13 protein-coding genes are annotated in these 14,305 nt (G+C 45.3%); 6 read left to right on the top strand and 7 right to left on the bottom strand.

The window, feature by feature from the left end:
- Positions 1 to 72: 72 nt before the first annotated feature.
- From rpmH to U5K77_01820, 5 genes are all read left to right on the top strand, one after another.
- Complete coding sequence (gene rpmH, locus U5K77_01840) at positions 73 to 210, top strand: 50S ribosomal protein L34 (protein MDZ7744480.1); 138 nt, start codon at positions 73 to 75, stop codon at positions 208 to 210.
- Between the two features lie 269 nt (positions 211 to 479).
- Positions 480 to 1,847 carry a chromosomal replication initiator protein DnaA gene (gene dnaA / locus U5K77_01835; protein MDZ7744479.1) on the top strand — a complete coding sequence of 456 codons (1,368 nt, stop codon included), beginning with the start codon at positions 480 to 482 and terminating at the stop codon, positions 1,845 to 1,847.
- A 360-nt stretch (positions 1,848 to 2,207) separates the two neighbouring features.
- A complete protein-coding gene (gene dnaN / locus U5K77_01830; GenBank protein MDZ7744478.1) occupies positions 2,208 to 3,299 on the top strand; it encodes a DNA polymerase III subunit beta in 1,092 nt (363 codons plus the stop codon).
- A gap of 52 nt (positions 3,300 to 3,351) precedes the next feature.
- Complete coding sequence (locus tag U5K77_01825) at positions 3,352 to 3,732, top strand: four helix bundle protein (protein MDZ7744477.1); 381 nt, start codon at positions 3,352 to 3,354, stop codon at positions 3,730 to 3,732.
- Positions 3,725 to 4,807 carry a DNA replication/repair protein RecF gene (locus U5K77_01820; GenBank protein MDZ7744476.1) on the top strand — a complete coding sequence of 361 codons (1,083 nt, stop codon included), beginning with the start codon at positions 3,725 to 3,727 and terminating at the stop codon, positions 4,805 to 4,807. Before U5K77_01825 ends, U5K77_01820 begins: the two co-directional genes overlap by 8 nt.
- Here U5K77_01820 and U5K77_01815 read toward each other — a convergent pair.
- Genes U5K77_01815 through U5K77_01790 form a run of 6 tightly spaced genes read right to left on the bottom strand, consistent with a single transcriptional unit; the run spans position 4,788 to position 12,593 of the window.
- On the bottom strand, positions 4,788 to 5,501 hold the full coding sequence (locus U5K77_01815) for a copper resistance protein CopC (GenBank protein ID MDZ7744475.1): 714 nt from the start codon (positions 5,499 to 5,501) through the stop codon (positions 4,788 to 4,790). The two genes, U5K77_01820 and U5K77_01815, sit on opposite strands and share 20 nt — an antisense overlap.
- A 2-nt stretch (positions 5,502 to 5,503) precedes the next feature.
- Positions 5,504 to 6,724 carry a CHAP domain-containing protein gene (locus U5K77_01810; protein MDZ7744474.1) on the bottom strand — a complete coding sequence of 407 codons (1,221 nt, stop codon included), beginning with the start codon at positions 6,722 to 6,724 and terminating at the stop codon, positions 5,504 to 5,506.
- On the bottom strand, positions 6,721 to 9,546 hold the full coding sequence (locus U5K77_01805; protein ID MDZ7744473.1) for a D-alanyl-D-alanine carboxypeptidase family protein: 2,826 nt from the start codon (positions 9,544 to 9,546) through the stop codon (positions 6,721 to 6,723). Before U5K77_01805 ends, U5K77_01810 begins: the two co-directional genes overlap by 4 nt.
- A gap of 12 nt (positions 9,547 to 9,558) precedes the next feature.
- Positions 9,559 to 9,783 (bottom strand): four helix bundle protein, encoded by a 225-nt coding sequence (locus U5K77_01800; protein MDZ7744472.1) that lies wholly within the window; start codon positions 9,781 to 9,783, stop codon positions 9,559 to 9,561.
- A gap of 27 nt (positions 9,784 to 9,810) precedes the next feature.
- On the bottom strand, positions 9,811 to 11,727 hold the full coding sequence (locus U5K77_01795; GenBank protein MDZ7744471.1) for a DUF87 domain-containing protein: 1,917 nt from the start codon (positions 11,725 to 11,727) through the stop codon (positions 9,811 to 9,813).
- Entirely contained in the window at positions 11,727 to 12,593 is an 867-nt protein-coding gene (locus U5K77_01790) for a hypothetical protein (GenBank protein MDZ7744470.1), read from the bottom strand. Before U5K77_01790 ends, U5K77_01795 begins: the two co-directional genes overlap by 1 nt.
- A gap of 147 nt (positions 12,594 to 12,740) precedes the next feature.
- On the opposite strand from U5K77_01790, the gene U5K77_01785 reads away from it, so the two are divergent.
- A complete protein-coding gene (locus tag U5K77_01785; protein MDZ7744469.1) occupies positions 12,741 to 13,091 on the top strand; it encodes a four helix bundle protein in 351 nt (116 codons plus the stop codon).
- Between the two features lie 52 nt (positions 13,092 to 13,143).
- Here U5K77_01785 and U5K77_01780 read toward each other — a convergent pair whose 3' ends face one another.
- Positions 13,144 to 14,265, bottom strand: coding sequence for a PrgI family protein (locus U5K77_01780; protein ID MDZ7744468.1), 1,122 nt, complete (start codon positions 14,263 to 14,265; stop codon positions 13,144 to 13,146).
- Between the last annotated feature and the right edge of the window lie 40 nt (positions 14,266 to 14,305).

The following is a 14,305-nucleotide window of genomic DNA, read 5'->3' as shown; positions in this document are numbered from 1 at the left end:
ACCTGCCAAACCCAACTGATCGATATACCAAGAGGTTGACCTCTGTTTTTAATTATTGTACTATGGCACTATATGCCAAAACGAACGTTCCAACCAAAGACACGAAAGCGTGCTCGCGTGCACGGTTTTATTAAGCGTATGCACACCAAGACCGGTCGTGCCGTACTAAAGCGCCGCCGCAACAAAGGCCGCGCCAAACTGTCCGCTTAGACGGTACTGTGCAGGGTGCCTATTAAACGACCGGTTGCGGTCGTTTTTTAGTGATTTTCACAATGTTTTTTCCCGAAAAGCTATAGTTTATCCACTTTTCCTCAGTAATTATCCACAGTTTAACAGGGGTCGTTTTTGCCTGTGTATAAAACTGCCCCTGTTTTTGGATTTTTCTATACAAATTTATTGTTAAAAATTCTCTCTGTGGAAAACTGCCTTATTTCTGTTATCATTGGTGCTGTTGAGGTAACTAAAAACACGGAGGGATTATGCAAGATCGCCTATGGCAAGCTGTACTCGGCGAAATAGAGCTGTCTGTATCACGTGCGAGTTTTGTTACCTGGTTTAAGAACACCCGACTCCTTCGCCAAGAGAAAGATTTATTTATAGTTGGCGTACCAAATGTATTTATCAAACAACAACTTGAACAGAAATATAATCAACTGGTAACGGATACTTTGAAAAAGAACGGTGTTTCACCGTCGCAGATCGAGTATAAAATCCATTCCAGCATAACGCCTTCTAAAAAACCCACTTATGATGAACCGGTGCTTCTAAAGAATCGAGCCGAGAAACCTCAATCAAAACAAGCCACCAAATCAACTCTCACGCACACTTACCGCCAAGGTTTAAATGATCGCTATACGTTTGAAAATTTTATTGTCGGTTCGGCAAACGAGTTGGCGTATGCCGCCTGTCAGGCGATTGCTCAAAAACCAGGGTCAAAGTATAACCCGTTGTTTTTATATGGTGGCGTTGGTATTGGCAAAACGCATTTAATCCAAGCTGTCGGCAACGAAGTGCGAGCCAACAACCCTAACGCTCACGTGGTGTATGTTTCAACAGAACAGTTCGTGCAGGAATTTCTAGACGCCATTAGATATAAGAAGAACACTGATTTTGCCGGTTATTACCGCGGCGCAGATGTGCTTATCATCGACGATGTGCAGTTTATAGCTGGCAAAGAAAAGACTCAGGAAGAGTTCTTTCACACTTTTAACGCGCTCCATCAAGCTAACAAACAGATTATTATTAGCTCTGACAAGCCGCCAAAAGACATACCTACCCTGGAAGAGCGACTCCGTTCACGATTTGCGTGGGGTATGAGCATTGATATGCAAACGCCGGATTTTGAAACTCGTTGCGCGATCATTCAAACTAAGGCGGACACGCATGGGGTTGAATTGCCTGCTCCCGTCGTAGAATTTTTAGCGAACAATTTTCAGACCAACATTAGGGAGCTGGAAGGCGCCTTAAACCAATTGCTGGCATTCTGTGAAATGCGCAGTTTAGAACCAGATTTACATATTGCCAATGCGGTTCTCGGCGGCAATAAATCTCGCCCAAAACATTTGAGTGCAAAACAGATCATTGAGCGTACTGCTAAACATTTCCAATTACCTATGGACGACATACTGGGGCCAAAACGAGATAAAGATATCGTCGTGCCAAGACAGGTTGCTATGTATATGTTAAGAAGCGAGTTGCATTTGAGTTTCCCTAAAATTGCCCGAGAACTTGGCCGGAAAGACCACACAACCGCCATTCATTCCGTGGAGAAGATTGAAAAAGAAGCCAACTACGATTCTAATATTAAGACAGCTATAACTCAGATAAAGGAGCGCCTTTATGCGTAGGCTGGTAGTTGGTAGATGGCAGTTGGTAGTTAGTAGTTGGTATATGGTAGATGGGGTGAAGGAATTGGTAGTTAGTAGGTTGCAGTCTTATAGTTCGCGTACAGAAAACCTGGGGGTAAGTTGTGCACAAATACTTGTACAACCTGTGGGTAGTTTGGTGCAGTTGTTCACAGGCGCTTGTAGGTTAGTTATCCTGGTACAAAACACCCGACTTGCGCACATTTTATACCCAATCTATACGCAGGGTTTTCCTACGGTTTTTACGTATTTACACCACTGTAAAATATGAGTTTTACACGGTTTACACAGGCCTTACTATAACTAAAACTATTTATATAAATCAGTAATAAGGAGTCTAAAATGAAGCTACAAGTCACCCAGGAAAACTTAACAAAAGCACTACAAACCGTGGCTCGAGTTGCTAATACGCGTGGGACACTCCCTGTACTTGCCAATGTGCTTATAAAAACAGTTGATAACCGTTTGAGTATTGCGGCAACAAACCTGGATATTGCAATCACCCACTACATCGGGTCAAAGGTTAGCGAAGAAGGGTCGATTACTGTACCAGCTAGGCTTATGCAGGATTTTGTAGGTAGTTTACCGAGCGGCGTTATCGATTTAGAACTTGAAGAAAACCGCTTACACATCACAACCGATAAATACAATTCAACTATCAACGGTATATCAGCCGAGGATTTTCCGGTAATGCCAGCGATTAAGCAAGCTAACAAATGGACTATACCCGGAAAAACCCTAAAAACCGCCTTACAACAAGTCATCGTAGCGGCTTCTAACGACGAAGCCCGCCCAGTTTTAACCGGTGTGTATCTACACACACACGAAGGTAATTTATATATGGTTGCAACCGATAGTTACCGTTTAGCTGAAAAGAAGCTACACAAAACAAAAGAAAACATAAATCTACTTATACCGGCTAACGCTATGCAAGATTTGCTACGGATTGTGTCTGACGGCGAAGATGATGTCGAGGTGTCGCATGATGACCAGCAGGTGTTGTTTAAGGTGGGTGATGTTGAGTTAGTGACCAGGTTGATTGACGGTAAATATCCTGATTATCGCAAACTTATACCGCGAGATTTTGCCACCAGTGCTACCTTAAAACGCAGCGAACTGACCAATGTAACCAAAGTATCAAGCTTATTTGCCAGGGAAAGCGCCGGTAGTGTAACAATTAATCTAAGCGAAAAGGATCAACAACTCAGTATTCGTTCCATCGCTTCTCAGTTGGGTGAAAACACTTCTAACGCATCGGCTGAAGTTAAGGGCGATGGTGTTATTACGCTAAATTCGCGCTACTTGCTTGATGCACTTAATGTGTTATCTGGTGAAACGGTGCGGTTTGGGTTTAACGATAAGCTCGAGCCATCACTGCTCTACGATATTGCCACTGATGATTATTTGCATGTGATTATGCCACTGAAAAGCTAAAGCTTTTAAGTCACTAGTTACCAGTCATTTTAGTCTCCAGTACAATATAGTTATGCGTATAAGGAATTTTGAGGATGTGATTGCCTGGCAAAAAGGCGAAGAGCTATACATAGGGCTTAGTAAGGAGTTGAAGTATGAGAGAGATCTATCGTTTAAGGATCAGATTATGAGAGCTTGCTTATCTATCACTAACAATATTGCCGAAGGGTTTGACAGGAGTTCGGACAAGGAGCTTAGGCAGTTTTTAGTAATTGCACGTGGCTCATGTGCGGAAGTCCGCTCCATGCTTCATATTGCGCTAGCAGCAAATAAAATTCATCAAAATGAGTACAAACAATTCACAGGTATCTCAATAGAGATCTCAAAATTACTGACAGGGTTTATTGGTAAGCTAGCGACAAGCGACAAGCGACGGGAGACTAAGCGTGATTGAAGCGCTTAACTTGCAGGACTTTAGGTCATATCATAACGATAGTTTTGAGTTTGAGCCTGGGGTTAACATTGTGGTTGGCCCAAACGCTAGCGGTAAAACAAATTTGCTGGAGGCGCTATTGGTAGCGTGTCTGGGTAGTTCATACAGGGCTCGGGATAGTGAGTTGGTTCGCCACAAAGCTCCGTGGTCGCGCCTCGACGCATTTACTAGCCACGGGACGCGCACGGTTAAATTAGAAACAATAGAGGGTGCCGATCGGGTTCAGAAAAGTTTTGTTTTGGCGGATAAGACATACAAGCGTTTGTCGCTGAATAAAACCGTACCGGTTGTATTGTTTGAGCCGGATGATTTACGGCTGCTTACCGGATCACCTGAACGCCGGCGCGAGTTTATGGACGATATGTTGGAGCAGATGGTGGTCGGTTTCGGGCAGCTTCGCCGCCAATATAAGCGGACGTTGGCGCAACGTAATGCGTTATTAAAGTCTGGCGATAGCCATGTTAACACTCAGATTTTTGCCTGGAATATCAGGCTGGCAGAACTAGGTGGTGCAATCGCTAAAGAACGACTGGCACTGGTGAACCGAATTAATCAAGAACTCCAGACTATCTACCGACAACTGTCAGACAGTAAGATTACGGTGGGTGTTAAGTATAAAACAGCTTGTAGCGGGCATCAGTATGAGTCACAGATGTTGAGCAAACTGGAAGCCACGCAGGACTTGGATATACAGCGTGGCTTTACCGGGTACGGCCCTCACCGTGACGATATGCACATTACGTTGGACAATCATCCGGCGGATGAGGTTGGGTCGCGCGGCGAGATACGGACGCTACTACTTGGGTTGAAGATTGTTGAAGTGCGGTTGGTCGAGGAAGTGCGCGATGAGAAACCGATACTACTACTTGACGATGTGTTTAGTGAGCTGGATGGCGCCCGGCGCATGGCGTTAACCGAGTTTTTGGCTGGTTATCAAACGTTTATAACTACCACGGATGCTGATATCGTTGTGCAGCATTTTCTAGACCAGTGCCACGTTATTCCGACAAACAAAACTAAAGAGTCGGTTCAATAATACGGTAGTAAATATCATAATCGTCTGGGTTGATGTCAACAGAACGCAAGTAATCCATAGCCATTTCTTTATATGTAGCGATAGCGGCATCTTGGTTAGACCTGTCGGCGTTAGAAAGGATAATTTTTATGTCCAAGCCAAGCGAATATACACCGTCGTTGTTGGTTCTCTGTATAGGATTAATTTCATACCGTAATGTTGAGTGTGGTACATAGTTAAGCACTGGGTCATCTTCACTCCCTCGATCAGTTTCTTGTAGCTCCAAAGCTTTCTGTGCTTCAGATAGTCGATCGTACGGAATATAGTCAACAAAAAATGTATAACTTAAGTCCGATATAACATCACCATCAGCTGAAATAATATCATTAAATGTAACAGTGTATTCTTGTCCGGAGTTGAGTGTGCCCAGCCTAACCAGCAGTGAATCACCAGCTCGCTCAACATCATGTATATATGCTAGCTCATCAAGATCCTTAATAAGCGTTCTGTTATAGGAAGAATCATCTGAAAGCGGTTTATTAAAGTCAAGCTTTATTACAGAAGTGCTGGTTGCGACGGTTTGTGTAAGTGATGGAGTAGTCGAGAAGACTTGGAAACGTTGGTTATCCAAGTATATTTTTATTCCAAATATTAACAGTAGCGCGGACAGCACTAAGATTGCCAGGATAATATGTTTTTTATTTACGTTATACATAATTACTGAATCCTTATAAAGCCACTAATTGAAGGTAGTGACCGTTCGTTTGTTAGTTCTAGTATTGTATCGGACTCATTACCGCCAATTGTCGTAATTATTTCAGTACCCGCATTGTAAGAGATGACTATATTAACATGCGATTCAAAAGGCAGCACCCCTTCCTTGTAGACAACAATATCACCTGGTTGCGGTGTGAAAGTGCTGTCGTCTGACTCGTAATACATACCTCGGTCTCTTGCATAGGCTTGCATAGTTGAAACTTGAGGAAGTGGACCGCCTTCGAAAGGAGCTCCAGCTTTATCGAATACCCAGCTTACAAAATATGCACACCAAGCAGCCTCTATACCTTCTGTATATTTAAAGTAGGAATTATCTGCTTCGTTTGCACCCAAAGCAAGCTCTTCTTGGGCTATCTCAACAACCCTAATACCGAGATTTTGGTCGCAGTTGTCTGTACCGGTGCCAGCTAGTGCCGCATAGCTTACGTAGGCGCCGTAAAAATTATTTGCTGGATATTCAATTGGTCCAAAGTCTTCCTTGACTTGTCCCCAGGTGGTAGTGTTAATTTCTGGATCTCGCTGGGGGTCTGCCTTATTCATGACATATGGTGATCCCTCAAATGGCTGTCGCTCCCGATCAAACCCCAAAGCTTCAGCCTGGTCAGCATAACCACTGCTCCTGCCGTTATAACTGAAGAACGTATCTTTTATAGTGTCAGATGAAGCCCCTGAGTATGTTAAATTTCGGTTATGTTCAAGGTTTGATGGTAACTTAGAGCGGACAAATTGAGCTGCCAGTTTTGTTTGACGAACAAACTCAGCCTCATTAACCGGGCCTGGTGGATATGGCCCGCCGTTTTTATTGACGAATTGGTAAACACCTTGACCATTACTAGGGTTTTCTCGACCTAGCCCAGACTCCTTCAGGTGTATAACCGCCAACATCTCCCAAGGGACATCCGCCTCTTGTCCAGCCTCTTCGTATACGAGACGGTTGCGCTCAATTTGTTCCAACTGAGTTTCGTTAAATATGTCACCTTTTCCGGCAACAAGGAGTGTGCATGAGTCCGCAATACTGTCGGTAGCATCAACGTTGTAGAAAAGTATATTGGATTCTAGTATTCTTCTTTGCTCATCAGAAATCGCCAACACACTTTGTGACATGAAACTTGAGACAAGTACAACGGCTGCAACCAGTATAATGAAATGTTTTTTTATCATGACGACCAATGCCAGCATTCATCTGGAACATTTGCTTCGATGCCAAAGTCGGAAGAGTTATCTCTCAGCCAGCTAAATATTGGATATTGTGCAGCATTAGCTCGGCACTGTTCTAGATTTAAACCACGGTCATCCATAACGATATCGACTGCAAAACCAAGCTGATGGTTAGAGTGTCCTGGTTGAGCGGCCAAGTTCCCGCGGCCTGCCAGATATCGATCGTAAAGCACTTGCTGGCGTTCCATGCTTCTGAAGGAATTGACGGCTTGGAGATCTATACCGTCTGTTCGGGCAGCTTGGAATAAGTTTAGCCAATTCCCTGATACCGTTGAGTTTATTCTTATGAATTCTTCACCCGGCCATTCAGAGGTAAAACCGGGTATGGAGCACAGCCGGATAGTATAAGCGTCCCCGTTATTGTAACCGGTTGCAGTTCCGAGGTCATCTGTGCCTGATGCGCAGGGTTGGTCAGAAGTATCTCCCACAATAGCTTCGTCGGGAGCTGGTCGCGAGGTGGATTGTTCGGATTCAGCGTTTGCGACATCGAAACCGATTGTTCGGCAACTGGTATGATCGCCTTCATAACAATTCATAGTCTCCGCAATTTGGGTGTCTAGTATATAAAACCTTATACGCTTCCAAACTTCGTCCTGGTCGTCGCAGCCATCAAGTGAATGTACTGACCTAACCTCATCATCTATCCTTTTTAAGGAGTAATCGTCTTGCAGCTCAAGAGCAAAACAGCGCTCAATTTTATCTTTTACGTCGCTATCATCAAGTCTATCGGCGACGATAGAAGCGTTTTCAAACGGGTTATCAAACCGTTCATCATCCAGTTCATCAATACTAAAACCGTATGCTGGATAACCGCCCCAATCAAACGTGCGATTGTCCTGCGCGTAAACTGCCGAATTAAATGGTTGGAGTAAGTTTTGCGTTATGCCAAAGGGGGCTGTCAGTAGCGAGTGTGCGAATTTATGGCCACTATTACCAGAAGCAAAAACCAATGTATTACGAGCGACATTAGAGAACAAGGATTTGTGTTCATAAGGGCTAAATAATCTTGCGAATAGGCTTTGGTTTTGGAAGCGCTCAGTTTCCAATTCATTGCTATAACGCTGAACAGCAGCAAACTCCTCGTCGCTTAATTGTGTGCCACCAAAGTTAAGCATGTTCTCATTGGCAAATATGCGGGCGCCATACCCTGCGCAGGCACCTACAATATCACCGCCAACAGGGGTGTTGCCAGCGACTTCTGTGTCTTCCTCGTCAAGCTCTTCTACAGTTTCACTAAAGCAAGCAGCAGTCTGTTCACCGGCTAATATATTGACTAGTACGTGCATACCTCCTCCGATAAGCGCAGTCTGGATAGCGCCTCTTGCGACACAGGTTGCTCCACCGCTAACCGCGCATAAAGCTATATCTATACCGCCGCCAATAATTTGCCCGACAGTGCTGGAGATATGTTGGCATCCAGCACTGATAGGACCTTGGACTCCTTCTATACTGCTCCAAACACCACCCATGATATTTTCGAAAAAGTTTTTTGAACGTACCGGGTGGGCTTCAGGTGGTATATCTCTACCAGTAGGGGCGCGTCCAGCCAGATGTTGCATTGGAGCTGAGGCAAAAGCGGAGGTTGGCTCCCCGTCTTCGTTGTCAGCAACAAGCTCTTGATATACAATGCCGAGCTCCTCGTGGTCAACGTTACCCGACTGTAATTGACCCATGATAGTTAAGTATCGGCCAGCACCACGTATTAACGGAAGAATCACGTTTGTTTTATGGGCTACACCTTCAGGATCGGCAAGTTCAATCGCAATACATCCAAGCGCAATGCCAGAGGCCGTTTTTATTGCTCTTGCTGTGTTTCGTCTTGAGGTAGTATTTTGTCTTCCGGTACCCTCATTTGGGTCTGGATCTCCGGGCGCACGGTCGACGTCGGCGTCGTCTGCAGTAGTCCTAACGTCTGCTGGTTGTGTACCTGTTTTATTTGCCTGCCTAGCCTCTCTAACTCGGGTTCTTTTTGCCTGCCAATCCTGTAACGTGCGCCTCGGGTTTAGTATGTTTCCCATGTTCATGCCGTAAGCTCTTGTTGCAAACCGCGATCCAACAGGGCCAATACGCTTTGTGCTTACCAAATTAACTCGCCTAACAACTCTACGCCAGTTCTGTTTAGCTGCAGACTTGCCTGTACCGGGTGGATCTACTGGTATTCTTTCGTTGTTTGGGGCAATAACGGCATGAAGACGCCCGCCTGACCCGACAACTTTTCTATAACCTGCTCTTTCAAATTTTGCATCGATACCGCGCATGGATTGGCGTCCGATTGCACCCAACCGTCTCATTTCAGGTTGGTCAGACCATTGTGACCACTTATATAAATTGCCCGCTCGGCTAGTCAAAATAGAATTTCCGGGTAAAAAATTGAGATTAAGTAGTTGGCCAAAATGCATGACGCCAAAAGGACCACTCATTATACCGAATAGACCCATGCCACCGAATACTGCTAAACCAGCAATTCCAGCCCCGACACCTTTTTTCTTGGTCCAAAACTTACGTTTTTTCTTTGCATTAGCTTTGTAACCGCCGCCAATTTGACCGTCAGGAGTGCCAATCCGGTCACTCTCCGCTTTGTCGGCCTCGGTAGTTTTCTGTGTGCCGGCTATACCTTCACGTTCGGCAATGTCTTTGGCGGCGCCGCTGTGTGCCTCGCGATCCATAGTCTGTTCTTGCTCGGGGTTAATGCCAGTAGCCTCACGCAAAAAATCTGGCGTGATTTCCTCTTTTGATCCGGATTTTTCTTTATCTTCTACTGCCATGATAGATATGTGTTATGAGTTTTGAGAATGGAGTTTATTTTTAAGTCCGCCTATAATCTTTGCCGCCTCTTTCGCTAACGTGAAGCGTGATCCTAGTTGCTCCTCTGATGTATATTGTATGTCATCGGCCAGTATAAGCATAGACTGCACTTTTGAAGCTGACCCTTTGGCAGTGAGCAAAAAGCGCCTAAAAGATCGGTCGATTTGTTTGGCGTAACCTTCTGCTGCTTTGCTCATAGTTCAACACTCATAGCTCATAACTTGTTATACGCCTGGTGTTAGGCGATTTTGAAGGTCAATTGTACCTTGGGGCTGATTAAGCTCACCGCCCTGTTCGGCGGCTTGTACTTGTTGCGGATTGGTCGTGATTAAACCGGTTTCGGTTGGGCTAGCGGCAATCTGGATATGGACATGGTTTTGCCCGGCAAAAAACAGACCTTGGCCGACCGGGAACTGACTGAGGCGTTTCTTTTCTTCGCTGGTAAGTTTGAACACGTCACTTAGTACATCTACAGCCGATGGAGACTGCTTGAGTAGTATCTGCATACTGGCGTTGGCCACAATAGCCCGACCCATGCGCGATCCCATAAAGTCCTCTACGTCCTGAGTTATCGTGGTGATACCAAGGTTATATTTGCGAGCGCGTTTTGCCAGGCTAAACAAGAAGTTAGCAGAATCTTCATATTTCATGAGCTGCCAGGCCTCATCAACTACTAGCATGCGCCTTTTTTGGTCGGATTTGGTTTTGTTCCAGATGTAGTTTAGGACAATATACATAGCCACGGGGCGCAGCTCGTCCTCTAGGTCACGGATGTTGAACACTACAAACTGGTTGTTGATATCTACGTTGGATTGTTGGCTGAATATGCCGGCGAATGTACCGGTAGTGTATTTACGGAGGCGTTGAGCAAGTTGCGGGCCGCTGCCACCCATGTGTAGCAATGTGTCATATAGGTCGTTTATGGTAGGGGGCTGTGATTTATGGGTGAGTGGGTCGTTGGTAATACCGGCCTTGGCATAGGTTTCAATTAACGCGGCGTCTAGGTCGGCTTCTTCTGATGGTGCGAGGGCGGGCATAGTTGTTGCGGTGCCCTCAAGCATCTGCGTCTGCGCTCCACCCATCATTAATCTTAATAGCCCATGAAGTGTTATGAGGTTGCTGCGTAAAGCGTTATCCGCCTCGTCGGTGTCTATGACTTGTGGTAAATCAAATGGGTTAAGTCGAGTGCCAGAGTTAAGACTAAGCCGGACATAAGCTCCACCAACGGCTTCTGCCATGCGCTGGTACTCGTTTTCCGGGTCAATAATAAATACTTCAGTACCAAACATCATGCTACGCAGCGCCTCTAATTTAACAGTGAACGATTTGCCGGCACCGGATTTTGCAAACACCACCGAGTTGCCGTTTTCTAGAGAGAAACGGTCAAAAATAACTAGCCCGGAATTGTGCATATTTATGCCATACAAGATGCCCTCATCCTGTGTAAGGTCTGCGCTGGTAAATGGAAAGCTGGTACTTAACGCGCCGGTGCTGAAGTTTCGCCTGATTTGTAATTGATCGCTGAACTGCGGCAATGTACTGTTAAGACCTTGTTCTTGTTGGCTGCTGGCAGGTTTTGAGTAAATTAATTGTTGACCGAGAACTGACTCGACCTTATGGGTGACAAATTCAAGCTCGTCCATGCTGCCACCGTAAACTGTGAAATAAAATCCGAAACGGAAAAAACGCTCTTCGCCTACCTGTAATTTGTCGCGCATTTCTTCGGCATCTTGGATGGCGGCCTGCCTGCCGGGGTCGCGGACACGCCCTTTCTCGGCATCGATCTGGATGCCAGCCTCCATCTGGGAAACTTTTTTGCGCAAGTTTTCTAGTATTACCTGGCTCTCGACCGGATAGATAAATATACTCAAATCCATCACCTCATCGAGGTTGACCATACTGGATATCCAGCCGGTAAATACTTGGCGTGGGTATCCGTAAACGTAAAACGTACGGGCAAAACGAGTGCCGATTTGGAAGTGAGTACCCTTAAACTCCAGTGAAGCAGGAGCAATAAAATCGCGCAGTGCCGTTATGCCCTTTTGGAAAGCGGCAGTAACCTCCTGCTGCTCACGGGCACGTTGTGCTTGCGCTAGGGCGACCGGATCAGTTTGAGTATCGGATTTCTTCTTGCCGAGCATTATTGATCAAGCTCCCTTTCTAAACTAGGGTTTACTGCCTGACCTTCACCGCGTGTAACAATAGGAGCAGTTAGATCGTTGAAGTTTTTCAGCTGCTGTCTGGTGGCAGTATCTGGATTGTATGAATCGTAATACAGCTCAATAAGTTCCTGAGTATCTAGTGGCAGACCTTGAACGCCAGATTGTTGTAAACCGCCGAGCACTGCCTGAACACGGTTGCGTAGTTCATCTTTGGCCTTGTTGAGATCTTGTTCATTGACAACCACATGCTGCTCATTTTTATTAAACATGCTGGTAATTCCGGTGAATAAATTCTTGCTCTGAGTAAGTGCTTTTTGAACATCAACTGACGGGAAATACGGGATGATAATATAAAACTTCTTATCCATAATATTAGTCTGCATACTTAAATCACCGATAAAATTAATGTAATCCTCCATCATGAGCGCTAATAGCATATTGTCGTGCTCGGTGCGAATTTTATCAAGCCGTTCAATATACGGCCGCAAATCAACTTTTTGTGACCTTACAAAAATCTGTACCGGAAAGTACAAAGAGTTTAAAAAGCCTTGATAACTGTACTCAACGGCTTCGCGCTCCTCGTTGCTCATCAAGTCAAAGTTTATTGACTTTGCCATCACAACTGATCGGAAGCTGCCGTCATTCATGATCACCAGCCCATCGCGGATTTCGGCAATTTCCATGGAGTTTTGCGTGCTGTTTGGATTGGTTTTAGCGGGAGCTGGTTGCTGTTGGGGTGCGTTAACTTGGCCGGAGGCAGGTTGTCCGGCTGGAGTATAGCCCTGTTGTTGGTTGGCAGCAGGCTGGTTTTGTTGTGGTTGTTGGTTTGGTGAATTAGGATTCATGAAATAAACGTTTCCCACCCTCAGAAAGAGGAGATTATAAGCTTAAGTATAGAGGAAAATCGCGAGAGAACAAAGCCTCCAAGTACGGAGTACACAGTACCTAGTACCTAGTACATGTTAGTAACTAAATGATGGTAGAATGAATTAGTGGGTATTGAATCATTTAAAGACATAATTGCGTGGCAAAAAGCTCGCGAATTAACGACAGATGTTTACGGTTCTTTTAGTACATGCAAGGATTACGGGTTCAGGGATCAGATTCAACGCGCAGCTGTATCGATTATGAACAACATTGCCGAAGGTTATGCAAAACAAAGCAACAAATCTCTCAGAAACTATCTGTATATTGCCAAAGGATCAGCGTTTGAAGTTGAGTCGATGCTTATTGTTGCTAAAGATTTAGGTTATCTTAACGACAAAAATCAAAAGAAACTGCTTTCTGAGGTTATTGAAGTCAGTAAGCTTCTGTCAGGGTTTATACGTAAATTACCATCGTAGAAGTTGAGTGGCTTTTACTTGGTACTGAGGACTATGTACTAAGTACTTCAGCTTAATGTAGCGATACTACCACTTCCTCCGGGTCATCGTCGTTGTGCTTGTTGGCCTGGCGGGCTATGGTTTCGACATTCAGATCGTCGTTATGGGCAAGTTCTAATAGGGCTGGATCGGGCTGTGTTTTTTGGGGGCTGGTTTGGGGATGTTCGTTAGTAGCTTGTTGTGGGGTGTTGGCTTGATTAGGAGCTTCTGGTTGCGGTTGTGTTGTTTGCGCAGGATTGGGGTTATTCTGATCGATGGGTTGGATAGTCTTGATATGACTGGAGCCAGGTTGTGGCTGCTGTTTTGATTTATGGATTTTCTCGAGCAAGGCTTGTTCCTCTTGGGTGGTTGGTTGTTGGTTTGAGGGTTTTTGGTCGTTGCTTCCTGGCGTGATTACGGTACCTTTACCGGTGTTGTAGCCTGGTTGCGGTTGTCCGGATGGTTGGTTCATAAACCAGTAATTAGCTGCCGGTTCCTGCGTCTGTTGGGGAGCCTGCTTCATCTGTTGCACTATTTGCTGCCGGTGCGCTTGACCGGAGGCGTTTATGAGTTTATCGAGAGACTGTGCGCGGGGGTTATACTGTTCATCCAGCATGTCATCGGATGCTCCAATATCGATATCGGCAACCGGTTGAGGCGTTGACGTGGCCTGGACGAGCCGATCTGATGCACCGTTTGCGGCGGATGGTTGGCCAGTTAGATTAACGTTGACGTTCTTGACTGCCCATCCACGGCTATCAATTGTATCTGCCAAAGCCCTTAGACGGCTTTTTACTTCGGTCTGGGAAAAGTCTTTGGTAAGCTGCTTTTCTGGTAATTTAGGGGCAGTAACAGATACTAGCTCTTGTATGCCGTCTTGGCTCCAGATTCGTAAGTGTGGTTTTAAGAAAAACCGCAAACGCGCCAATAACCAGACTTCCGCCGGTTGATCTTTGGTAAATGGAAACGCCAATAAACCAAAAAATATCATGATTGGCAGTAGCGGCAATACTAGCAGCCAACTAACAAATATAAGGCGAAATGCAATATAACCCGATACCACGACAATACATGCATAGATAAACTGTCTGAGTGTCAGCGGCCCCAGCAGTTTATCTTCTGCTTCGATATCTGATATTACTTTATATGTTGCCATTGTAAGTACAGAGTACACAGTACAGAGTGCTGAGTAAATA

Source organism: Candidatus Saccharibacteria bacterium, from assembly GCA_034521515.1.
Classification (GTDB): Bacteria; Patescibacteriota; Saccharimonadia; order Saccharimonadales; family JAXHMH01; genus JAXHMH01.
This window is presented reverse-complemented; position numbering and strand designations above follow the sequence as displayed.